General features: G+C 39.5%; 21 protein-coding genes. 6 read left to right on the top strand and 15 right to left on the bottom strand.

Annotated features, from left to right (window positions below):
* The first annotated feature begins 53 nt into the window (after positions 1–53).
* Positions 54–488: a hypothetical protein gene (locus tag H5126_RS19295; RefSeq protein WP_024599814.1), complete on the top strand. Its 435-nt coding sequence runs from the start codon at positions 54–56 to the stop codon at positions 486–488.
* A gap of 341 nt (positions 489–829) precedes the next feature.
* Here the strand turns inward: H5126_RS19295 and H5126_RS19290 are convergent, their stop codons facing one another.
* Complete coding sequence (locus H5126_RS19290) at positions 830–3,106, bottom strand: acyl-CoA dehydrogenase (RefSeq protein WP_182720944.1); 2,277 nt, start codon at positions 3,104–3,106, stop codon at positions 830–832.
* A 167-nt stretch (positions 3,107–3,273) separates the two neighbouring features.
* On the opposite strand from H5126_RS19290, the gene H5126_RS19285 reads away from it, so the two are divergent.
* A complete protein-coding gene (locus H5126_RS19285; RefSeq protein ID WP_182720943.1) occupies positions 3,274–5,121 on the top strand; it encodes a M2 family metallopeptidase in 1,848 nt (615 codons plus the stop codon).
* A 66-nt stretch (positions 5,122–5,187) separates the two neighbouring features.
* Here the strand turns inward: H5126_RS19285 and H5126_RS19280 are convergent, their stop codons facing one another.
* From H5126_RS19280 to H5126_RS19245, 8 genes are all read right to left on the bottom strand, one after another.
* Entirely contained in the window at positions 5,188–5,991 is an 804-nt protein-coding gene (locus H5126_RS19280; protein ID WP_182712721.1) for a putative porin, read from the bottom strand.
* Between the two features lie 664 nt (positions 5,992–6,655).
* A complete protein-coding gene (locus tag H5126_RS19275; protein ID WP_002962833.1) occupies positions 6,656–7,450 on the bottom strand; it encodes a putative porin in 795 nt (264 codons plus the stop codon).
* Between the two features lie 199 nt (positions 7,451–7,649).
* Positions 7,650–8,024 carry a PH domain-containing protein gene (locus H5126_RS19270; protein WP_182720942.1) on the bottom strand — a complete coding sequence of 125 codons (375 nt, stop codon included), beginning with the start codon at positions 8,022–8,024 and terminating at the stop codon, positions 7,650–7,652.
* Positions 8,024–8,932 (bottom strand): ABC transporter ATP-binding protein, encoded by a 909-nt coding sequence (locus H5126_RS19265; RefSeq protein ID WP_007377980.1) that lies wholly within the window; start codon positions 8,930–8,932, stop codon positions 8,024–8,026. The genes H5126_RS19270 and H5126_RS19265 overlap by 1 nt, the downstream gene beginning before the upstream one ends.
* Positions 8,929–9,756: an ABC transporter permease gene (locus H5126_RS19260; protein WP_182720941.1), complete on the bottom strand. Its 828-nt coding sequence runs from the start codon at positions 9,754–9,756 to the stop codon at positions 8,929–8,931. The genes H5126_RS19265 and H5126_RS19260 overlap by 4 nt, the downstream gene beginning before the upstream one ends.
* 143 nt (positions 9,757–9,899) lie before the next feature.
* On the bottom strand, positions 9,900–11,081 hold the full coding sequence (locus tag H5126_RS19255; RefSeq protein ID WP_182720940.1) for a cystathionine beta-lyase: 1,182 nt from the start codon (positions 11,079–11,081) through the stop codon (positions 9,900–9,902).
* A 9-nt stretch (positions 11,082–11,090) separates the two neighbouring features.
* Positions 11,091–12,011 carry an NAD(+) diphosphatase gene (gene nudC / locus H5126_RS19250; protein WP_002962842.1) on the bottom strand — a complete coding sequence of 307 codons (921 nt, stop codon included), beginning with the start codon at positions 12,009–12,011 and terminating at the stop codon, positions 11,091–11,093.
* A gap of 174 nt (positions 12,012–12,185) precedes the next feature.
* Positions 12,186–12,689 (bottom strand): NYN domain-containing protein, encoded by a 504-nt coding sequence (locus H5126_RS19245; RefSeq protein ID WP_002962844.1) that lies wholly within the window; start codon positions 12,687–12,689, stop codon positions 12,186–12,188.
* 150 nt (positions 12,690–12,839) lie between these two features.
* Here H5126_RS19245 and H5126_RS19240 point away from each other — a divergent pair, with 150 nt between their 5' ends.
* Together H5126_RS19240 and H5126_RS19235 are read left to right on the top strand one after the other, a co-directional pair.
* Entirely contained in the window at positions 12,840–13,463 is a 624-nt protein-coding gene (locus H5126_RS19240) for a hypothetical protein (RefSeq protein WP_182720939.1), read from the top strand.
* The gene (locus H5126_RS19235; RefSeq protein ID WP_182720938.1) at positions 13,463–14,218 is read left to right on the top strand and encodes a DUF3307 domain-containing protein; all 756 of its coding nucleotides are present in this window, start codon (positions 13,463–13,465) and stop codon (positions 14,216–14,218) included. Before H5126_RS19240 ends, H5126_RS19235 begins: the two co-directional genes overlap by 1 nt.
* 124 nt (positions 14,219–14,342) lie before the next feature.
* Here the strand turns inward: H5126_RS19235 and H5126_RS19230 are convergent, their stop codons facing one another.
* Both H5126_RS19230 and H5126_RS19225 read right to left on the bottom strand, forming a co-directional pair.
* Complete coding sequence (locus tag H5126_RS19230; protein ID WP_024595752.1) at positions 14,343–15,737, bottom strand: DEAD/DEAH box helicase; 1,395 nt, start codon at positions 15,735–15,737, stop codon at positions 14,343–14,345.
* 200 nt (positions 15,738–15,937) lie between these two features.
* Complete coding sequence (locus H5126_RS19225; RefSeq protein WP_008172584.1) at positions 15,938–16,777, bottom strand: isopenicillin N synthase family oxygenase; 840 nt, start codon at positions 16,775–16,777, stop codon at positions 15,938–15,940.
* 267 nt (positions 16,778–17,044) lie between these two features.
* On the opposite strand from H5126_RS19225, the gene H5126_RS19220 reads away from it, so the two are divergent.
* Complete coding sequence (locus tag H5126_RS19220; RefSeq protein WP_033040721.1) at positions 17,045–18,247, top strand: bifunctional alpha/beta hydrolase/OsmC family protein; 1,203 nt, start codon at positions 17,045–17,047, stop codon at positions 18,245–18,247.
* A 58-nt stretch (positions 18,248–18,305) separates the two neighbouring features.
* Here H5126_RS19220 and H5126_RS19215 read toward each other — a convergent pair whose 3' ends face one another.
* Complete coding sequence (locus tag H5126_RS19215) at positions 18,306–19,073, bottom strand: alpha/beta hydrolase (protein ID WP_182720937.1); 768 nt, start codon at positions 19,071–19,073, stop codon at positions 18,306–18,308.
* A 129-nt stretch (positions 19,074–19,202) separates the two neighbouring features.
* Here H5126_RS19215 and H5126_RS19210 point away from each other — a divergent pair, with 129 nt between their 5' ends.
* Complete coding sequence (locus tag H5126_RS19210) at positions 19,203–19,526, top strand: hypothetical protein (RefSeq protein WP_002959968.1); 324 nt, start codon at positions 19,203–19,205, stop codon at positions 19,524–19,526.
* Positions 19,527–19,597: 71 nt separating this feature from the next.
* Here H5126_RS19210 and H5126_RS19205 read toward each other — a convergent pair whose 3' ends face one another.
* The 3 genes from H5126_RS19205 to aspS all read right to left on the bottom strand — a co-directional run bounded on the left by H5126_RS19205 (position 19,598) and on the right by aspS (position 22,337).
* Positions 19,598–20,194 carry a pentapeptide repeat-containing protein gene (locus H5126_RS19205; RefSeq protein WP_182720936.1) on the bottom strand — a complete coding sequence of 199 codons (597 nt, stop codon included), beginning with the start codon at positions 20,192–20,194 and terminating at the stop codon, positions 19,598–19,600.
* A gap of 14 nt (positions 20,195–20,208) precedes the next feature.
* The gene (locus tag H5126_RS19200; RefSeq protein WP_033028287.1) at positions 20,209–20,439 is read right to left on the bottom strand and encodes a hypothetical protein; all 231 of its coding nucleotides are present in this window, start codon (positions 20,437–20,439) and stop codon (positions 20,209–20,211) included.
* A gap of 119 nt (positions 20,440–20,558) precedes the next feature.
* Positions 20,559–22,337 (bottom strand): aspartate--tRNA ligase, encoded by a 1,779-nt coding sequence (gene aspS / locus H5126_RS19195; protein WP_182675658.1) that lies wholly within the window; start codon positions 22,335–22,337, stop codon positions 20,559–20,561.
* Positions 22,338–22,501: the final 164 nt, after the last annotated feature.

Here is a 22,501-nt window from a genome sequence, read left to right as displayed (position 1 = left end):
CATCTTCATAGATAAACCACACACTTTAAAAAAACTAATTAATAATAGTTAATATGAAAAAAATCACGAGTTTATTAAGTTTGGTTCTCTGTTTATTTTTATCAGCCTGCGGTGACGATACCAAAACACTTGGCGACACTCCTGGCGACACAGCAACCGCTTATTTTGATGCGCTTTATAACCAGCAAGACCTTCAAAAAGCCAGCACCATGGCAACACCCAACCTTACACGCATAATGAAATCCTACGGTACTGCTAAACAGTTTTCCCGTAACTTAGTAAATATGCAATACGATGAAGTAACCATTGAAGTTGATATGACCAATATGAGCGTCCGTGAGCAATACGGTGATAATGCCAAAATAAACCTTATTTTTACCGGCTATTTAAATGGTGATAAAATTGACGAAATGCGCAGCGTAAAAATGCTTCGTAAAAAGGGGAAATGGTACATAGATAAAATTGTTGCCGACCCTTACGCTCGTTAAAAGAAATGAATTACACATAAAAAGGCCTTACATTTGTAAGGCCTTTTTCGCTTTAGCAGGGCGTGTTGATCTTTGTGGATTGGAATTTGTTCAATCTAGGGGCGATTTAATCGCGGCGCGAGGTTTGTAACCTAGTGGGCTAAGTAAAAACCGAGCAACAAAGAGTTAATCGTCCCTAGAAAGAACCCAAAGGGCAGCGCATGTTTGGCATTTATGCTGCGTTATCGCCTATTTATGGGGAATAACCACACTACATAGGCTCTGCCTTGCCTAAAAACCAAACAGCCTGCTGCAAATTCAACCACGAAAGGTCAACACGCCCTAGTATTTAAAGTAGTGCGCTACAGCTCACCTGGTTGAAAATTATCAACTGCAATGGCTTTCTTTCGTAACTTATTAGCGTGATGCATTGCATCAGCATCCGTTTGCTCTAACAACTTATTTTCAAGCGCATAATTTATAGCACCTTCAATATCAAGCGTTGCAGGCACACTGCCCTTACGCTGCCATTGTTTTAAGTCTTTAAACTGCGCTTGCATATCATGCATAGCTAAAAATGCGCTTTCCATGACCCCTGTACCTGCATTTTCATCTACATAACATAAATGCGTTAAGCGGTTTCTAAATACACCAGGTTGAGTCATACGCTCGCAAATACTTTGTGCTATTTCATCACTTGGTCTGTGGTAATGGTTTCCAAGCGGGAACACGATACGTTTAAGGATAAAATTAACAACCGGGTTTGAAAAGTTTTTAAAGAAGCCATTAAACGCTTGGCCAATTTCAAATAATGAGTTCTCAATTGCATATTTTACAAATGGTAAATCCGCTTGTTGGCGCCCTTCATCTTCATAACGTTTTAAAACAGTTGATGCTAAGTACAAATGACTTAATACATCACCCAAACGCGCTGATATCATTTCTTTACGTTTAAGCTCACCGCCAAGCATTAACATTGCAACGTCTGTACAAATAGCTAAGCCTCGGCTCATTCTACTCAGTTGTTTATAATAAATAGCCGTTTCACCACCTACAGGCGCTTTCGCAAAGTAGCTACGTGTTAAGCCATGCACAAATGCCATGCCTGCGTTACTTGCTGCAAATAATATATGGTTCATTAATAAACCATCAAATTGTTCAAGTGCTGCGTCGTCATTTTCCATTGCAGCGGCTTCCATTTCTTTTAAAACAAATGGATGACAGCGTGTTGCACCTTGCCCAAATATCATTAAATTACGCGTTAGAATATTCGCGCCTTCTACTGTAATTGATACTGGAATCCCCATATAGCCATGCGCCAAATAGTTATTAGGCCCTACTTGAATTCCTTTACCTGAATGAATATCCATTGCATCATTCATTACTGTACGACCCATTTCAGTCATATGGTATTTAGCAATCGCTGTTACAACCGATGGACTTAATTTTAAATCAATCGCACCTACGGTCATTAATCTGCACGACTCAAGTGTGTAAGTTAAACCACCAATACGCGCAAGTGCCTCTTGCACGCCTTCAAATTGCCCTATAGATACACCAAACTGCTGGCGTACCATGGCATATGCCGATGTCATTTTTGAAGCTAAATGCCCAGTTGCTGCACTTAATGCTGGTAGTGATATTCCACGCCCTGCACTTAAACACTCAACAAGCATTCTCCAGCCACGCCCTGCACACTCTTGACCACCAATGATCCAGTCCAGTGGTATAAATACATCTTTACCGTAAGTGGTACCATTCATAAAGGCCATATTAAGCGGATAATGACGCTCACCCGTTTCAACACCCGGATGATCGGTTGGTATAAGCGCACACGTTATACCTAGCTCTTTTTTATCACCAAATAAAGCGTCTGGATCATACATTTTAAATGCTAAGCCGAGTACAGTAGCCACTGGTGCAAGCGTAATGTAACGTTTTGACCAATTTAAACGCAGGCCCATTACTTGCTCGCCATTGTGCTCACCCATACACACAACGCCTGAATCAGGAATGCTGCCAGCATCAGAGCCCGCCTCTGGCCCCGTTAATGCAAAACAAGGAACATCTGTACCATTAGCTAAACTTGGCAGCCAACGATCTTGCTGCTCTTTAGTGCCATAGTGAAGAAGTAACTCGCCCGGACCTAAGCTATTAGGCACCATAACAGTGACTGCGGCTGTTAAGCTTTTAGTCGAAATTTTTGACACTATCGTCGAATTAGCAATTGCTGAGAACTCACGACCGCCAAATTTTTCAGGAATGATCAGTGCAAAAAAACCTTCTGTTTTTAGGTAATCCCACACTTCTTTTGGTAAGTCTTTGTCTTTTTGTACAATTTGATAATCATCAAGCATCGCCAATAAGGTTTCTACTTGGTTAGCCATAAATGCGTTTTCTTTATCGCTAAGCTCTGGTTTTGGAAAGTGGTGCAGTTTTTGCCAGTCTGGGTTACCACTAAATAACTCACCATCCCACCAAACATCACCTGCTTCCATTGCCTCTCGCTCTGTTTGCGATAATGGCGGAAGCACCTTTTTGAACATTTTAAACGTAGGACGACTAATCAAGTTTAGGCGAATATCTTTAACCGCAAAAATAACCACCACCACGACCAGCAATATTATAAATATTAACATGCGCACATTCCTTACACATTGAATGAAAATAGTAACTTAATTATGACCCATCTTAATTTAAATACAATCATTGCACGACGAGTCGTGAGCCTTAACGCATTCATTTTATTGTTTTAAACATCACTGCTATTATCAACGTTTTAATAACAATAAATTAAAGGAATAGCATGACCCCCTTTCGATTTAAACTAAGTATGAGCGCCTTAATGGTAGCAAGTACTCTTGCTTTAACGGCCTGCGATGCGCAAGTATCTATCGACACTACCGATTCACCACACACTAAAAAAGCTGTAACAGCTAAAGATGCAAATACATTTATAACAAACACAGAAAAAGAACTAAGTGCACTTTATTTAGAATCGAGCCGTGCAGAGTGGATTTACGCAAACTTTATTACTCACGATACATCTGCTCTATCGGCTGAAGTTAACCGTAAAATGACCGAAACAGTCGTGCGTTTAGCAAATGAAGCTGCAAAATACGACGAACTAGAGCTTGATTACGATGCTCGCCGTAAGCTTGATAAACTAAAACTAGCACTTACACTTCCAGCCCCACAAGACGCTGATAAAACAGCGAAGCTTTCACAAATTGTCGCAGAGCTTGGCGGGCTATATGGTAAAGGTAAATACTGTAAAGAAGATGGCAGCTGTTTAAGCCTTGGCGACATGACCTCAAAAATGGCCACCAGCCGAGATTACAACGAACTACTTGATTTATGGCAAGGCTGGCGTGAAATATCAAAACCCATGCGCCCACTTTACGAGCAACAAGTAGCACTTACCAACGAAGGTGCAAAGGAGCTTGGTTATGCCGATACGGGCGCTATGTGGCGCAGTAAATACGATATGCCTGCTGATGACTTTACCACTGAGCTTGACCGTATTTGGGGCCAAGTTAAACCACTTTATAACTCGCTACATTGCCATGTTCGCGCAAAGTTAGGTGAAAAGTACGGCACCGACAAAGTACCTCAAGATCAGCCAATACCAGCGCACTTACTCGGTAATATGTGGGCGCAAGCATGGGGTAACATTTACGATGTTGTTGCACCAGAAAATGCCGATCCGGGTTACGATGTAACCGAGTTATTAGCTCAAAATAATTACGACGAGCTTAAAATGGTAATAGGGGCTGAAACCTTTTTTACCTCAATGGGATTTGAGCCACTGCCAGAGACCTTTTACGAGCGCTCGTTATTTGTAAAACCAAAAGACAGAGACGTGCAATGTCATGCATCTGCATGGAATATAGATAGCAAAGACGATTTACGTATTAAAATGTGTATTCAGCGCACGGGCGAAGAGTTCTCTGTTATTCACCATGAATTAGGTCATAACTTTTATCAACGCGCATATAACAAGCAGCCTTTATTTTATCAAGAAAGTGCAAACGATGGTTTTCATGAAGCCATTGGAGACACCATTGCCTTATCGGTTACACCGGGTTACTTAAAAGAAATCGGCTTACTTGAACAAGTACCTGACGAATCTAAAGATATCGGTTTGTTGATGAAAATGGCACTTGATAAAGTAGCCTTTGTACCGTTTAGCTTAATGGTTGATCAGTGGCGTTGGCAGGTATTTTCAGGGGAAGTAACCCCAGAAAATTACAATAAAGCATGGTGGGAACTACGTGAAAAATACCAAGGAGTGCAAGCGCCTATCGCACGTAGCGAAAACGACTTTGATCCGGGTGCTAAGTACCACGTTCCGGGTAATACGCCTTATACACGTTACTTTTTAGCGCATATTTTACAATTTGAGTTTCATCGCAGCTTATGTGAAATTGCCGGTAACGATAAAGCCATTCATCGCTGCTCTATTTATAATTCAAAAGAAGCAGGGGATAGGCTAAACGCTATGCTTGAAATGGGTTCATCTCGCCCTTGGCAAGAAGCGCTTGAAACTGTAACAGGTAAGCCGCAAATGGATGCAACAGCAATGCTCGATTACTTTGCACCATTACAAACATATTTAGATAAACAAAACGAAGGCCGCAACTGCGGCTGGTAAATAGCGCTGAATAAAAAGCCCGCTCAAATGAGCGGGCTTTTTATTCATATTCTAATTTTAGTTAAATTAGAACTGTAAGCTTACATTTGCAAAGTAAGCATCATAATCAGAATCATCCCAGTTATTGCCGTAACCTGCTTCTAAACCAACATTGTTGTTGAAGAAGTGTTGAGCACCAAGAGTGTAATCATCATTTTTATTAACTGTAACAAAAACCGATGTTGCTTTGCTGAAATAGTAGTTAGATGCTAATTCCCAGTTACTTGAACCACCATCAACATCTTCAAATTTACCTTCAACAGTCAAGTAGTTACCTTGCTGTAAATCAGCAAAGTACTTAGCTGCTACTGCACGGTAATCAAACTCATCATCTGCTGTTACTGTGAAACCGATATAATCAGTGCTATTTAATTCGTGGTTATATGCTAGGTCAAACACAAACTGATTCTCAGCATCTTCTACATCAACAAACGTTGCTTTTAATAAAAGGTTTGGATTAAAGAAGTAACCTGCAGAAAGTTCAATTACATCCGTGCTTGAGCCAAAATCACTATCGAAATTATTGTACTGTGCACCTAATACAAAATCTTCTACAAAATACTCACCGCCAATGCTAGTAACATCTGCAAAATCATTATCACTGTATGCACCATAAACATTTGTTTGCTTATTGATGTACTCAAATTGATCGTAAGGACCTAACGTCGCTTTTGGAGAAAAATAATAAGTTGAGTCAACACTTAGTGTGTCATCACCATCTACATCCACGTATCCTACATGGCTGATTGATTGGTAAGTATCTGCGGCTATTGCAGTGGTTGCAGCGCTTGATAATAAAATGCTCGAAATGATAACGGCTAATTTTTTCATTTTAAATTCCCTATAAATATTACTTTTATGCCTCAGCTGTCTAGCCAAAGTCGGGGCGCATCCTAACGCCAAAAAAATGAACAAAAACTGAATAAGAGGTTAGATTAAAGCCACTTAAAATGTAAGTAATTACGAGCGAATGTAAATAATAAGTATCAACAAAATCTGCGTAACAATAGTCTGTCATCATTTAAACTTTAAAAGTAACAAATAAGGTACAAGTTGCCGCCAAATTGAGCACAACTTAATTATTCGATAAACCTCATTAATATAACCTCCCCTCACTAAATTTTTCTAATTTCTCAAAATAATGACTATATTTAATTCACTATTTCTGTATTTATAATGAAAAATAGGTTTGTATCAGTGCATATTTTTATCTGTTTTTTCCCAATAACCATTGTTTACTAGCAAAAACAACTCCAATACTTACTATTTTATAGCTATTATCATCGACTGCATTTAATGACTTTAATAACAATTTAGCCATTCATGGCGACTCTATTTATAATTTAAAAGAAGTATTTAGATGAGCAAAATAAAGGGCGTAATTGCGACTGGTAATAATTTACAGTTAAAAACTCAAACGTTTAAAAACGACAAAGCCCGCTAAATTTAGCGGGCTTTTGATATTACTTTTGTATTAACTAAGTACGGGACTTAATTAAAACTGAAAACGCATGTTAGCAAAGTACGCATCGTTATCAGAATCATCAGCGTTGTTTTCGTAACCCACCTTTACACCAATATTTTTATTGATGAAGTGTTGAGCACCAAAGCTGTAAGTGTCTTGCTTGTTGTAGTTAGCAAATACAGATGTTGCTTTTGAGAAGTAATAGTTAGTTTCTGCTACCCATTGGTTTTCTGCGTCATCAATGCTTTCGTATTTACCTTCAAAAGTTAGGTAGTTACCTTGCTGTAAATCAATAAAGTATTTAGCAGCAACTGCACGGTAATCAAAATCGTCGTCTGACGTAAGTGTAACACCTACGTAATCTGTGCTATTTAGCATGTAGTTATAAGCTAAATCAAATAATGCGTAATCGTCGCCGTCTTTGTTTTCAACTAGTGTTACTTTTGCAAGTAAATCAGGGTTGAAAAAGTAACCACCCGTCAGTTTATAAAGCTCACTGTTAGAACCTGAATCTGGGTCTAAGTTTTCGTAAGATGCGCCAACAACAAATTCATTAATAAAGTATTCACCACCAACCGATGTTAAATCGCCAAAGTCGTCATCAGCGTAGCCACCATATACGTTAGTTTGTTTATTGATGTATTCAAACTGATCGTACGGACCTAAAGTTTTTTTAGGAGATAAGTAGTAAATAGAATCTACAGCAACAGTATCGTTGTTATCGCTATTTTTGTAGCTTAGGTTACTAATTGAATTATAGCTGTCTGCAGCAGCCGCAGTGCTAGATAATAAAATGCTCGAAATAATAACTGCTAATTTTTTCATTGTAAGACTTCCCTATGTACATTGCTTTTTATGCTCTAGCTGTATTGCTAAAGTCGAGGCACATGCTAACGTTAGGAAACTGAATGAAAACTTAACTAACCATTTGTATTTATTAAGTTAATTGTAAGGAAGTGTTGTAAACTGTAGAATTAAAGTAGTTGCAACATCTAGTCAACAACTACTTAAAACATGTACCTTATTAAAGCGCGTGTTGGCTAATAATTCGGTAAACATCGTTAATATTGTCGCCAGACTTAAACTCTTTACTAATTGGTGTTGGATCTGAGCCAACCCATATTTTTAGCTCGGCATCTAAGTCAAAATGGCCTGCACTTTCTTTACTAAACTTGGTAATTTTAGAGTAAGCAATACTCACCATTTCCATTTTAGAACCGGTCATACCTTGCTTATCAATTAAGATTAAGCGCTTATTAGTAAAAATAAACATATCACGTACTACTTTATATGCTTTTTCTACTTGCTCGCCGTCAATTAATATATTGGCGAGGATTTTTTCTAAATCAGAATCGTCAACTTCGCTTGCATTACCCATAAGTCCGCTAAGTAAACCCATTATACTTTCTCCTGTTTAAATATTTGATTCTCTAATGTATGACCATTAACTAACTGCCGGTACTGCCAGTGTTGTTGATGACAAAAATTCAGTAGTGCAATATCAAGTGGATCGCTCGTTGGCTGATACTCAACTACATATTCTTTATGTTGGCTCATATACACACGACTCACACCTGCAATTGCTTGAAGCTGTTGCTCAACATTTTGATAAGCCTCGCTTAGCATTAATGTATAAAAGTGTTTATCGGTATTATTAGTTTTTGTTTGATGCTCGCTTAGTACGCCTTTATCTAAATGAAGTACCTGTGAGCATAGCCGCTCAAGCTCAGTTAAATCGTGAGAGCTTAAAATAAATGTAGCCTGTTCACTTAATTCTGATACCAGCTCACGTACTTCTCTGGCATGAATCGGATCAAGCCCTGCAGTTGCTTCATCAAGCATTACAATTTGTGGTGCGCCAATAAGTGCTTGCGCTATCGTAACGCGCTTGCGCATACCGTGCGATAAATCCCCCGCACGCTGCTTTGCAATTTCTTTTAAGCCAACTAAATCAAGTACACGTAGCGCCTCAGTTTGACTTTGCTTAGCACCCATACCTTGCAGCTTGGCATAAAAGGCGAGTTGCTTATCTATATTAAAACGAGGGTCAAGTTGCGCGTCTTGCGGTAATGCACTTACTTTATTAAATAAAGCAGCACTACCAGGTTTATGCCCTAATATTTCAAGGCTGCCTTTACTTGGCGCAATATAGCCGCACAACAAACTAAATAAGGTAGTTTTACCCGCACCATTTGGCCCAACAAGTGCCACTGGCGCGCCTTTGTTAATTTCAAAGTCCACATTATTCAGCGCAAGTTTTGCACCATACGATTTACTCAAACCGCTAGCTGTAATTAATGGTCTCATAGTGAGCTCCTTGCAAAAATACGTTGAGCAACGCTTAGTAGTACCGCAGTTTGCACAAGGGGAATAGCCACAGCGCTCAATAATGGTAAATTTTGCCCCGCTAATAGCTCTATTTGCACACCCGGAAATAAATAATCAAGCAAGCCTAATGCGGGTATTTGCCATTGCAATATACCAACTAAAATACCGCCTGCTGCAAAATATAAAATTGCCAATACAATAGATAAACGCGATGAGCGAGCAAAGGTATTAATTAACGTCATTAGTGCTACAAATGGGCACAAAGTAATCACTAATATTAAAAATATAGAAAGCGCACGGGCAAAACCACCAGCCAGTAAACTTGGCTCTCTAAAACCCAATACCGCGAGTGTAGCCACAAGCGTTATACCCACTAAGCAGGCTAATACTCCTAGCTGCCCTAAAAAACGGCCAAACAGTATTTCAAAGCGAGTGGAGCGCAGTGATAAAAACCTTAGTGTGCCGCGCTCTCTATCGCCTACCGTTTGGTCGCTACAAATAAATAAACCAAAAACGGGAAAGCTATAAAGGGCTATTAACCAGTACATAGCAAATTCCGCCTCAGGCCAATCCAATAATTTACTTAAACCAATAGAACCTGATATATCACGGGCTATTTGCCCAAAATCGGGCGCACTTACAATGCCTACTGCCTGCCCTATTGGGTAGCGCAGTATTATTAGCCACACCAATGCAAAGGCAGCTAATGCAATAAGTCCACGTTTAGTTAAAAACATACGTACAAGCTCAAATCCCGCTATTTGCGTTAATCGCCCTACGTTTATCGGTAATGGTGTTGCCATTGACTATCCTTAATGACTTTTTATTTTCTGTGTATTTATCCACACTAAGTGTAAACACCTTGAATTACCAGCAAAAAAAAGCTCACCTGTGGTGAGCTTTGTAACAATACATTTAAATGTAACAACATAAATTGCGATATAAATTATAAATACTGCTTATAAACCTCAAGTGCTTGGCTTAAATCGCTAATTAAATCTTCTACATCTTCAAGGCCTATGTGCAGGCGAATAACCGGCCCTAAATCCCAACCTGTATTTGAGCGCAGCCCTTTCATAGTTAAATTAGCCGTTACTAAGCTTTCAAAACCGCCCCACGAAAAGCCCATTTTGATATGCTCAAGGCTATCTAAAAATGCATCAATCGCTTTTTGATTGCCGGTTTTCATCACAAATGAAAACAACCCATTACTGCCATCAAAGTCACGTTTAAAGAACTCATGCCCTGGGCAGCTTTCAAATGCAGGGTGTCGAATATGATCAACAAGCTCATGTTGCTCGAGCCATTTAGCTACTTCTATTGCTGCTTTTTCATGTTGATTTAAACGCACACCCATTGTACGCAGGCCTCTAAGTGCTAAATACGCATCATCGGCACTGGTACATTGCCCTAGTAAGTATGAGTTTTCGCGCAAGGTTGGCCAATACTTTTTATTAGCAACAGCCACCCCCATCATCACGTCTGAATGGCCAACAATATACTTTGTTGCAGCTTGAATACTAATATCAACACCGTGCTCTAACGGGCGATAATGCAGACCGTTACCGTAGGTATTATCAAGCATGGTCATTACGTTGTGCTCATTGGCTACTTTTACCATAGCGGGCACATCTTGCACTTCCATCGTAATAGAACCTGGAGATTCTAAAAACAACACTTTAGTATTTGGCTGAATGTAATCTTTAATACCTGCGCCAATGGTTGGCGGGTAATAGGTTGTTGTAATGCCCAGTCCCGCTAAAATTTTATCGCAAAAGTCGCGAGTTGGTTCGTACACGTTATCAACCATTAAAATATGATCACCGGTTTTTAAAAACGATAAAAATACTTGGCTGATCGCCGCAGCGCCACAAGGGTACAATGCACACCCTTCGCCGCCTTCAAGTTCTGTAATCGCTTCTTGTAGCGCAAAGTGTGTTGTTGTTCCTCGGCGCCCATAAAATAACGTTTTATCGCCACGGGTTTTAGCTGCTTCTTTTAAATCGGCTACAGTATCAAATACAATGGTAGATGCACGCTGTACAACAGGGTTTACTACGCCATGTGTATAGGCTTTTTTTCGCCCTGATGATACCAGCTGAGTGTTTTTATTACTTTTACTCGACATTGTTAATCCTTAAGGGTTTGTGCGCCAATGCTCAATTAAATAACGAGAGATAGAATCGGTTCTAGGCAGCTTTAAATGCTCGCCTTCTTCGTGCCAATTACCAAATTGCTCTAAGTCTTCACGACTAAACCATTTTGCATCGTCTAGCTCTTCTTTATCTACGTTAATTTGCTCAGATGTCGCCTGTGCAAAAAAGCCAAGCATAATTGACGATGGGAACGGCCATGGCTGAGATGCAACATAACGTACGTTATCAACTTCTATGCCTGCCTCTTCTTTAACTTCACGCGCAACAGCTTGTTCCAGTGTCTCCCCTGGGTCTACAAATCCAGCAAGCGACGAATACATACCAGTGGGCCACGCAGCTTGGCGACCTAATAAACAGCGTTCTACTCCGTCAGCAAAGACTTTAGTAACGACCATAATTACCGCAGGATCGGTGCGCGGGAATGTAGGATGCTTACAGTTTTCGTTTTCACACACTCTAGAGTGCCCGGCTTCCACTGAACGGTTTTTACTACCGCAGCGCCCACAAAAACGGTGCGTGGCATGCCAATAACATAGCCCTCTCGCAAGGGCTGCTATTGAGGCATATTTAATGGTTACTTGAGGCCCATATTGGCGAATATCAAAAAACTGAGCGCCCTCTATTAAAGGCGAAAGTACGCTTTCATCCAGATCAGAAACATCCAATGCAAACACACCATGTTTAGCATTGTTTAAACCAACAAAAATAGCACTCGTTAAATCTAAATGTGCCACTTGTTGATACGTTAAATAGCTTACTTTAGGGGTATCTTTAATAAATAGGGTTTGATTATTTTTAACTAAAACCCATTTACTTTGCGCCGACATTTGCGCTTTAAGCCACGATGGGTCTTTACGAAAATTTGAGCCTCTATCTAGTGGCATGTTGCTGTAATGAAGCATGTAAGTCCTTGGTAACTCGTTATGCTTTAAAATTACCATAATCATTTAGCAAACCCAATTGATTACAGTAATAAAAAAAGCCTATATAAGGCTTAATTCATCTATTACGGCTTTGTATTAAAATCTCTCATGTTGCAGGCACTTAGCTTGCACTTTTTTAACTATTTTTTACTGTTAAAGTAGCAAAGTATTATCAATTAAATGAAATTGCTCTGCGCTTTGTTTTAATACCTCAGCAGTTAACCGGTCAGCACCGTATACATCGCACGGTACATTATATTGATTTTTTAAATGCCCAAGTAACAAAGCAAAGTCACCATCGCCAGAGAGCAAAATAACTTTATCAAGGTTTTTACCCTGCTCTAACATGTCTATTGTTATGCCTACATCCCAGTCACCTTTTGCACTGCCATCACGGCGTTGAATAAATGGCTTTAGCTTTACCTCAAAACCAATCGCACGCAAAATATTTTGAAACTGATTTTGCTTTTCATCTCCTCGATAAATAGCATACGCAAAAGCACACTCAATATTGTATTGCGCCTCCATCATTCGCCAAAACGCATTGTAGTCAAAATTTTTCCCGTAACTCTCACGGCACGTGTAATAAATATTTTGCACATCAACAAAAATACCGACCCGTGGTTTCGTGCTTTGCTGCTCGTTTTGTAAAGTCATTTAGTGTCCTAGTGAGGATTAATAGCAATAAAAGTAATGTTATAAAATAAGTGTACCTTGCAATTTATATTTAAGTAACCTAAATTAGTTACATACCCTTATGTAACCAATATTGGTTACATATTAAAAAGTAACCATTTTGAGATTTTTATGATTGGTGTGATCAGCGGCGATATTATTAAATCGCAAACAATCCCTAAGCAGCAATACGATGCCATGCTTTATCAACTAGAGCAAAGTTTGCGAAATATTTCGGGTGAGCAAACCCTTTGGAATATATACCGAGGCGATGCCTTTCAGTTACAAGTTAACAATCCTGAGCTCCTTTTTAAAAATGCCATACTTGTATATTTACACCTTAAATCGTCAGGTTATGAACTACGACAAAGCTTGGCGCTTGGGCAAATAGATAACCCACGCAGCGATATAAAAACAGCAACGGGTTCAGCTTTCACTCTTTCGGGACAAGGCCTTGATAAAATAGGCAGTCAACGCTTTGTTTTTAATATTAACGAGCAGCAGCTCGATGAAAGCTTAAATCTTAATTTAGCCTTTGCCGACGTATTGCTCACTAAAATCACACAAAAACAAGCAAATGCCCTGTATGTCTATTTAACATCACCAGACAACAGCCACGCGGCACTGGCTAAAGAGCTTAAAACAAGTCGCGAAAACGTAACCAAACTACTAAATTTAGCGCACTACCAACTTATAGAACGCTTTATTAAACACTCACAACACGTTATAAAAAATATAATTAAAGGAGGTGAATAATGGCGTTTTCACTTTTACTGGTCGCGCTTATTATTGGCCACTTACTCGCTGATTTTTACTGGCAACCTATGAGTTGGGTAAACGACAGAAATACCCGTCACTATAAAGCCAGTAAGCTTTATTTTCATGTACTAGTGCATGGTGTAACAAGTGCACTCATTATTACCGTGTGGGAATACATATTCGGGTGGCAGCAACTAAGCAGTGTTTTAATTGCCACGGCGAGCATTATGTTGAGCCATTACTTTATTGATATAGCTAAATCGTATTCTAATAAAGGCGTGGTGCCTTTTTTACTAGATCAAATAGCGCACATACTCGTTATTATTGCGCTCAGTATTTGGCTAACTGATAACAGTAGCTTTATGGCTGCAATTAAAAATATGCTCACTGATCCCAAAATACTGTGGGTGGTATGCGGTTATTTAATTATTTTAAGCCCCTGCGCCGTATTTATAAGAATGATGTTAGAGCGTTTAACAAGTAACTTTTCAAGTACTGGTAGCTTACCACTTGCAGGGCAAAGCATAGGTATGCTTGAGCGCGTACTTATGCTGAGCTTTATATTGCTTGACCAATTTGCAGGGCTTGGCTTTTTACTTGCCGCAAAGTCGGTATTTAGGTTTGGCGATTTAAGTGCAAGTAAAGATAAAAAACTTACCGAGTACGTCATGCTTGGCACACTACTTAGCGTAAGTGTTACTTTATTTATAGGCTTGGGCATTAACTATTTAATCAGGCAGGCAATACAGTAAGTACAAATTACAGGCAATAAAAAACGCGCTACTTCTATTTAATTAAAGAAGGGAGCGCGTTTTTTGTATCTGCCTTTAACTAAATTCTAAATTAATTAAACGCTAGTGCAATCACTAATAATGATTAATCGTTATTGGTGCGACGACGGCGTTGGCCATTACCGCCAACAGATTCACGCTTTGCCCATGGGTTTTGCGCGCTGTCATCTGTTTTAGCTGCTGGCTTTTTAGAACCACCACGGCGTGGGCCGGTACCATTACCACCATTGTTCGGCTTTTTGCTGTTAGGCTTGCTGCTATCAGATTTAGGCTTATTAAAAGGCTGCTTTTTCTTAGGCTTTTTAGCCGGCAGTGGGCGAGCATCTAATGCGCGTTCAGCTACTGGGTTAATAGGCTCAAAACCGTCTTCCTCAGCACGTGGAATAAGCTCACCAATAAAGCGTTCAATACCGTATAAATCAACAGCATCATCAACCGTTACAAACGAAATCGCATGACCCGACGCACCAGCACGGCCTGTACGGCCAATACGATGAACATAATCTTCATATACGTTTGGTAAGTCGTAGTTAACAACATGCGGTAATTCAACAATGTCTAAACCACGTGCAACAATGTCTGTTGCTACTAATACGCGTACTTCACCACTTTTAAAACCATCAAGTGCTTTAACACGTGCGCCTTGTGATTTATTACCATGGATAGCCGCGCCTACAATGTCATCGCGTTCAAGTTGTTTAACTAAGCGGTTAGCACCGTGCTTTGTACGGCTAAACACTAATACTTGTTGCCAATCGTTAGTGCGAATTAAGTGGCTTAGCAATGCTGTTTTACGTGTTTTATCTACCGCGTAAACGCACTGAGTAACACTTTTTGCAGTGGTATTTTTTGCAGCAACTGAAATTTCAACTGGGTCATTAATTAACCCTTTAGCTAATGCTCGAATTTCATCTGAAAATGTAGCCGAAAACATCAAGTTTTGACGTTTAGCAGGCATTTTAGCAATTAAGCGTTTAATGTCGTGAATAAAGCCCATGTCTAACATGCGGTCAGCTTCATCGAGTACAAGCACTTCAACGCTATCAAATTTAACTGCATTTTGATTATGTAAGTCGATTAAACGACCCGGCGTTGCTACTAAAATATCAACACCTTTACGAAGACGCTGCATTTGTGGGTTAATTTTAACGCCACCGTAAACTACAAATGAGCTCACATCAGAATGCTTAGCGTACTCTTCAACGTTTTCGCTTACTTGCAAAGCAAGTTCACGTGTAGGCGTTAAAATAAGCGCACGTACGTGATTGCTTTTAGCTTTAGGACCCGACGACAAGCGCTCAATAAGTGGTAATGTAAAACCCGCTGTTTTACCTGTACCTGTTTGCGCTGCTGCCATAACGTCACGGCGTTCAATAATTGCAGGAATTGCTTGAGCCTGAATCGGCGTTGGCGTTTCATAGCCCTTTTCTAAAACCGCATTAACCAAAGACTGTGATAAACCTAAACCTTCAAAACTCATATAAACTCTCTTTTAAATAAGGCTACATTAGCCAGTTGCGCGCATTATACCTGTAGTAGCTAAGAATGCATGCCATTATTTACGTTGCAGGCAATTGAGCATAGTTTATTAAAATTAAACCTGTGATCAAGTTGCTTAAAAATGCAAAAAACGGCCATAGGCCGTTTTTTGTTTATACTTAATTACTCTAAGTATTAGAGTTACTTAACACCTAACTCACGCAAACGTTCTTGCAAGTAGCTATCTGCCGTGTAGCGCTCTGAAAGCACAACATCTGGATGCGGGTGTAAAAATAACGGTAATGAAATACGCGATTTAGTAGATGCTTTACCCGTTGGGTTAATTACACGGTGAATTGTCGATGGGAAATACCCGCCCGACGCTTCTTGTAGCATGTCGCCGATATTAATAATTAAGCTGCCAAAATCACATGGCACGTCTAACCAACCGCCATCTGTTTTTTGAACTTGTAAACCTGGCTCATTAGAAGCAGGTAATACAGTCAATAAATTAATATCGCCATGGGCTGCTGCGCGAATAGCACCAGGCTCTTCATCACCCGTCATAGGTGGATAATGTAGGATACGTAACAATGTTTGCTCAGAATCGGCAATCATGTCTTTTAAATCAATTGAAAACTTAGCACGCACATCAGCTGGTGCTTCAGCCTGAACCCAGCTTAATAATGTGCCAGCAAATTCACTTGCTAAACGGTAGTATTCACGTACATCAGCCTCAAGCTGGGCAGGAACGCGACCTTTAGGGTACACATGAAAGTACTCTTTAATGTCTTTTATTGTAAAGCCTTTCGCTACTTCTGATACTGAAGGCGGAAAGTAACCGTCTTGAGTTTCTTTAGAGAATAAAAAGTCGTGCTTTTGCTCTGAGTTAAAAAAGTCTTGCCAATTTTTGTAAATAGACTCAACTAAAGACTGTGGGATTGGGTGGTTTTTTAAAACGCCAAATCCAGTATTTCTTAACGATTCAACAAATTGTGCAGCCGCATCGGGAGCTTTATAATCAACAGTAGGTAATTGCATTGTACGTTCCAGTGAATAGGTTGTGTGAAGTGAGTTGCTTTTAATAGTGCTAAATTACTTATATAAAGTAGCAAAGACTTCATTATAGCGCTATGTGAGGATAGACAAATGACCTCAAAAACATAAGGACATATGTCCGCAAAACATAGTCACCGTCACTTTGCTTGATCAAGATCAACTTATAAAAAAACGTTGAATTTGCAAGGTTTAGTAACTATCTCTGGTCTATTATTAGAATATATTTTATTTGTGTAAATAAGGCTCCCCATGCGACAAAAAGTATCTTTTAAAAGCGGCGATTTAGAACTTGCCGGCCAACTTGAACTTCCCTCTGGTGACGTTAAGTTTTACGCGCTATTTGCACACTGCTTTACATGCGGTAAAGACATTGCAGCAGCTACACGGATTAGCCGTGCACTCACACAACAAGGTATCGCCGTACTACGTTTCGACTTTACCGGTTTAGGTAATAGTGATGGCGACTTTGCTAACAGTAACTTTTCATCAAACATTCAAGATTTAGTATCTGCGGCAAATCATTTACGTGAGCATTTTGCTCCGCCGCAACTACTCATTGGCCACAGTTTAGGCGGGGCTGCGGTACTTGCTGCTGCTGAGCATATTCCTGAAGTATCGGCTATTACAACCATTGGCGCACCGTCAGATGCGCAGCACGTAGCGCATAACTTTGAAGCACACCTTGATGAAATTAACGCAGCAGGTGAAGCTAAAGTTAACTTAGCTGGTCGTGAATTTACCATTAAAAAGCAATTTATTGACGATATAGCCAAGTACGATAAAAGCCACATAAGTAAACTTAAGCGCGCATTATTAGTAATGCACTCCCCTATTGATGCGACTGTAAATATTAGTGAAGCTGAAAAAATTTATGCATCAGCTAAGCATCCTAAAAGCTTTATTAGCCTAGATAACGCCGATCACCTTTTAACAAATAAAAATGATGCCGACTACGCTGCACAAATAATTGCAACGTGGGCAAACCGTTATGTTAAGTACGACAAAACTAAATACACGGCAAGTTTAACGGGTGGTAATGTACTTGTTGAAGAAAAAGACCATGTATTTACTCAGCACGTAAGTACAAAAGATCATACTTGGCTTGCAGATGAGCCAATAAAAGTAGGCGGTAAAAACTTAGGCCCCGATCCGTATCATCACTTATTAGCGGGGCTTGGTGCCTGTACGGCCATGACACTACGTATGTACGCTACACGTAAAAACTTACCACTGGAGCATGTTAAAGTAGAACTTGATCACACTCGCGATTACAACAAAGATTGCGACGATTGTGAGCAAACCGGTAACCTTGAAGCCATTACCCGTAAAATCACCTTACGTGGCGACTTAACAGAGCCTGAGCGTCAGCGTTTACTCGAAATAGCCGACAAATGCCCAGTGCATAAAACACTACACAATAACCCAGTTATTGTAAGTGAACTGGTAGAATAACTGCCGTGAAATTAATATAGCGCAGGTAACACTGCGCTGTGATTTAACTTTTATAAACCTAATTTTTACTATCTAAAAATCCCTCTACTTCTTTACTCATTCTATCCACCAGCCATTTTGGCCCGCCATCGTACATATCGTTATGACGCGATTTTTCTATCATTATTTGCGTAACGGGAAACTTATCCAGCTCTGAATCGTTTAACAGCACATTCGCATCAGCTGGGTAATCACTACCGCGTACAGTAAGTACGTGAATGTTTTTATTGCGCGGGATCAACATGCGGCGATGATCGAGCGTAATAATAGTGCTAACTTCGTTTGGATAAATAGAGCCATATAATGCGGAAATATCCCCGCCGTTTGAGTGCCCAAATAAGGTGAGTTTTGTAAAGTCGTACGCTGGGTATTTACTCGATAGCTCATTAACTAAAAACTTAAGCGTTACTACGCCACGATGCCAGTTTTCCATGCGAGTTGTAAAGTAAGGCTGCTCACGGTTTAAGTAAGGGTCACTTTTTAGCTCATGTGCAACGGCTATTGTTAAATATCCACGCTGATTAAACGCATTACTGGCAAACGTATACCCGTTATGGCTAATCCCGTAACCTGCGTTAATAAACGCTACAGGGCATTTTACTTGCGCTGTACACTTAGCATTGTTACTTGGCAATGTAATATTGATAGGAATAGTGCGATTGCGGCTTTCATCAGTCATAACGCCATCGTTTGCATAGCTTGTTGCGCTTATTGCTGATGTGCTTATATCTGATGCACTTAGAGCTAGTGCGCTTAACATAAAAAGCTTTTTAAGTGTTTTTTGCATATTTAAACTTATATAAATTATTGTTTTTAATTAAAAATAACTTTTACTTTATAGGTTTGCATTCTCTATTGACAAACTATGCGATAATAGCCGCCATTGTTTAAATATATTTAGTAAAAGATCCAATAAATGAAATCATACAATAGCATTCAAGAACGTATAGAAATTTTAGAAGACAAACTAACGGCAATACATGACGAAATCGAAACACTAAAAACCCCTGCTAAAAACAACAATGAACGTATTATTTTTAAGTTTATTGAAACAGGCAGCACAGGTAAAACGAAGGATTTTGTTCGTGAGTTAGGTATTAAATCACCACGTGACGGTTTGTTTTCATCAGGAGACGTTACAAAACTAATTAAAGATGGCGCTGAAGATATTTCACCAGCGTTATTAGAAATCGCAAGACAGCTTGCCAGTGCACGTAATAAAAATGGCCCTAGCCGTTAATTACGCAGTTACGCAGTATCTAGAAGCCCAGCTAAGCTGTCGCTTCTAGTTAGTAATCATATTAAACTAAATTAATCACAAAGCTCTATATTAAGGCTGGTAAGCAAATTAAGTGCTTCGAAGCGATCAAACTTAGCATTCGCTAACATATTATTATTCAAATCTATATTAAATGCTGTCGCACCTACAAAATCACATTTTGTTAGGTTAGTTTGAAAAAACTCACTATCGCGAAAATCTGTTCCTGTAAATTCACTACCGCTTAAATCAGCATGTCTAAAATCAACATTTTTGGCAAAGCAGTGTGTTAGTTTGAGGGCTTTGAGGGTTAATTCAAAAAAAGAACTATTACTGAGCTCGCAATAATTAAAGCTCACCGGTGCGTTAATACTAAGCGCTGGCCAATCCACGTCAGTCCATTGCAGACTATTTAATTTACAGTGGCTAAAACTTACATCTTCAAGCGAGCTGTAGTTCCATTTTAGTGACGATAAATTACAGTTTTTAAAGTTGCACTGTATAAATCGGCAATTATTAAACTGCCCGCCTGAAAAGTCGCAATCGGTAAATGTGCACTCTTCAAACTCAGAATTTTCAGTTAGTTGCTCTTCGTGCTGCAAAGCATTAAATTGCTCGTCGAAGTAGTGATTATTATTTGAAATTGACACTATTAACCTAGTTTTTAATGGGCATAGACGCTATTTTTAGGTAAATCTTTTTTAAGCGCAAGCACTGCAATAAAAATCAAAGCAAATAGTGGAAATAGCGCTAAACAGCCACCCACAAAAGCTAAAACCCCCGGCATAGTACTTTTACGCTTACCTATTTTATAGCTAATTACAGCAAAAATAGGAATACTCAGCACAATAAAAAAAACTAAAAATTCACCAAGTAAGGTGGCATTGATCGACATAATAATTCCTTTTTCGTCTATTCGATTAAAATACATGTTGCTGTAAATTTAACCACAAAAAAACCCTTAAGCATATAACTTAAGGGTTTTTAAATTTAGCTCAATAAGCTAAACAAAAATTACTCTTCGCTAGGTATCGCTTTTTCAACAACACTGATTGCAAGCTCAGCTAACGAATCCATATTAGGCTTACTAGGCGCGTTAGTTAATAAACACGACGCTTGTGTTGTTTTAGGGAAAGCAATAACGTCACGAATGTTATCGGTACCACATAAAAGCATTGCTAAACGGTCAAGACCAAATGCTAAACCAGCATGTGGTGGTGTGCCGTATTTAAGTGCATCAAGTAAAAAGCCAAACTTGTCTTGTTGCTCTTGCTCGTTAATACCTAAAATTCTAAATGCAGTTTCTTGCATATCTGCATTATGAATACGTACCGAACCGCCACCCACTTCGTAGCCGTTTAATACCATGTCGTAGGCATCTGAAATAGCCGCAGCTGGATTTGCTTCAAGCTCACTTGCAGTAATATCTTTTGGTGCAGTGAATGGATGATGCACAGCATGTAATGTGCCTTCGTCATCTTCTTCAAACATTGGGAAGTCTACAACCCAAAGTGGTGCCCAACTATTAAGGTTAGTGATTTCTAAGTCAACACCAATCTTAACGCGCAGTGCGCCCATTGCTTCATTTACCGTATTGCGCTTATCGGCACCGAATAAAATAATATCGCCAGACTGTGCATTAGTACGCTCAAGTAATTTTGTGATTACGTCTTCGCTTAAAAACTTAGCCACTGGTGATTGAACACCCTCAGCGCCTGCAGTGTGGTCATTTACTTTCATCCACGCCATGCCTTTAGCGCCGTAAATACCAATAAACTTAGTGTAATCGTCAAGCTGTTTACGAGAAAGCTTAGCGCCACCCGGTACAGTTAATACAGCAACACGACCTTTTTCGTCGTTAGCTGGACCTGAGAAAACATTAAACTCTACATCTTTAACTAAATCTGCAACATCAACTAACTTCATTGGGTTACGTAAATCAGGCTTATCAGAACCGTAAAGGCTCATTGCCTCGCTGTAAGGCATGATTGGAAAATCGCCTAAATCAACGTTTAACAATGTTTGCCACATCTCGCGGATCATTTTTTCAGTCATACCACGTACTTGATCAGAACTCATGAACGAGGTTTCTATATCTATTTGGGTAAATTCTGGTTGACGATCGGCACGTAAATCTTCATCACGGAAACATTTAACAATTTGGTAGTAACGGTCAAAACCCGACATCATCAACAATTGCTTAAATAACTGTGGAGACTGTGGTAAAGCGTAAAAACTACCTTTATGAACGCGGCTTGGCACTAAGTAATCGCGTGCGCCTTCTGGCGTTGCTTTAGTAAGTACAGGTGTTTCGATGTCTAAAAAGCCATTTTCATCTAAAAAGCGACGAACAAAGCTGCTTGCTTTAGCACGTAATTTAATACGGTCACTCATTTCTAGACGACGTAGGTCTAAGTAACGGTATTTTAAACGACGCTCTTCTGAGTTTACTTGGTTAAAATCAAGTGGAAGCGGTTCAGAGCGGTTAATAATTGTAAGCTCAGTACCTAAAACTTCAATTTCACCTGTTGCCATATCTTTATTTACTTGGCTATCAGGGCGTGCACGTACAGTACCTTTTAGCTGAACACAAAATTCTTGGCGAAGTGTGTTAGCTGAACTCATTAACTCTTCAATGTCAGAGTCGAATACAACTTGTACTAAACCTTCTCTATCGCGTAAATCGACAAAGATAAGTCCACCAAGGTCACGTCGTTTGTTGATCCAGCCACATAGTTCAACTTCTTGATCTACGTGAGTTTTATTTAGCTGTCCGCAATATATAGAGCGCATAGTTTTCCTGTCAGATAAAAGGCTTAAACGGTTATATTTATTTGTTTTAAGGCGTGTGATTTAAAAAACAGGTCACCACAATACAAATAAAGCCGCTAGCAATCTAAAAATAATCAAATTAAGCCCTGCATTATACTCAACTAACATTAAGATGCTAGGGCGTG

Origin of the sequence: Pseudoalteromonas sp. SG45-3, from assembly GCF_014164075.1 — a bacterium.
GTDB lineage: Bacteria > Pseudomonadota > Gammaproteobacteria > Enterobacterales > Alteromonadaceae > Pseudoalteromonas > Pseudoalteromonas distincta.
This window is presented reverse-complemented; position numbering and strand designations above follow the sequence as displayed.

What these genes read in the sequence shown, in the direction of transcription:
- H5126_RS19295 (WP_024599814.1), top strand. Translation starts at nt 54, where the DNA reads ATGAAAAAAATCACGAGTTTATTAAGTTTGGTTCTCTGTTTATTTTTA.
- H5126_RS19290 (WP_182720944.1), bottom strand. Translation starts at nt 3,106, where the DNA reads ATGTTAATATTTATAATATTGCTGGTCGTGGTGGTGGTTATTTTTGCG.
- H5126_RS19285 (WP_182720943.1), top strand. Translation starts at nt 3,274, where the DNA reads ATGACCCCCTTTCGATTTAAACTAAGTATGAGCGCCTTAATGGTAGCA.
- H5126_RS19280 (WP_182712721.1), bottom strand. Translation starts at nt 5,991, where the DNA reads ATGAAAAAATTAGCCGTTATCATTTCGAGCATTTTATTATCAAGCGCT.
- H5126_RS19275 (WP_002962833.1), bottom strand. Translation starts at nt 7,450, where the DNA reads ATGAAAAAATTAGCAGTTATTATTTCGAGCATTTTATTATCTAGCACT.
- H5126_RS19270 (WP_182720942.1), bottom strand. Translation starts at nt 8,024, where the DNA reads ATGGGTTTACTTAGCGGACTTATGGGTAATGCAAGCGAAGTTGACGAT.
- H5126_RS19265 (WP_007377980.1), bottom strand. Translation starts at nt 8,932, where the DNA reads ATGAGACCATTAATTACAGCTAGCGGTTTGAGTAAATCGTATGGTGCA.
- H5126_RS19260 (WP_182720941.1), bottom strand. Translation starts at nt 9,756, where the DNA reads ATGGCAACACCATTACCGATAAACGTAGGGCGATTAACGCAAATAGCG.
- H5126_RS19255 (WP_182720940.1), bottom strand. Translation starts at nt 11,081, where the DNA reads ATGTCGAGTAAAAGTAATAAAAACACTCAGCTGGTATCATCAGGGCGA.
- nudC (WP_002962842.1), bottom strand. Translation starts at nt 12,011, where the DNA reads ATGCTTCATTACAGCAACATGCCACTAGATAGAGGCTCAAATTTTCGT.
- H5126_RS19245 (WP_002962844.1), bottom strand. Translation starts at nt 12,689, where the DNA reads ATGACTTTACAAAACGAGCAGCAAAGCACGAAACCACGGGTCGGTATT.
- H5126_RS19240 (WP_182720939.1), top strand. Translation starts at nt 12,840, where the DNA reads ATGATTGGTGTGATCAGCGGCGATATTATTAAATCGCAAACAATCCCT.
- H5126_RS19235 (WP_182720938.1), top strand. Translation starts at nt 13,463, where the DNA reads ATGGCGTTTTCACTTTTACTGGTCGCGCTTATTATTGGCCACTTACTC.
- H5126_RS19230 (WP_024595752.1), bottom strand. Translation starts at nt 15,737, where the DNA reads ATGAGTTTTGAAGGTTTAGGTTTATCACAGTCTTTGGTTAATGCGGTT.
- H5126_RS19225 (WP_008172584.1), bottom strand. Translation starts at nt 16,777, where the DNA reads ATGCAATTACCTACTGTTGATTATAAAGCTCCCGATGCGGCTGCACAA.
- H5126_RS19220 (WP_033040721.1), top strand. Translation starts at nt 17,045, where the DNA reads ATGCGACAAAAAGTATCTTTTAAAAGCGGCGATTTAGAACTTGCCGGC.
- H5126_RS19215 (WP_182720937.1), bottom strand. Translation starts at nt 19,073, where the DNA reads ATGCAAAAAACACTTAAAAAGCTTTTTATGTTAAGCGCACTAGCTCTA.
- H5126_RS19210 (WP_002959968.1), top strand. Translation starts at nt 19,203, where the DNA reads ATGAAATCATACAATAGCATTCAAGAACGTATAGAAATTTTAGAAGAC.
- H5126_RS19200 (WP_033028287.1), bottom strand. Translation starts at nt 20,439, where the DNA reads ATGTCGATCAATGCCACCTTACTTGGTGAATTTTTAGTTTTTTTTATT.
- aspS (WP_182675658.1), bottom strand. Translation starts at nt 22,337, where the DNA reads ATGCGCTCTATATATTGCGGACAGCTAAATAAAACTCACGTAGATCAA.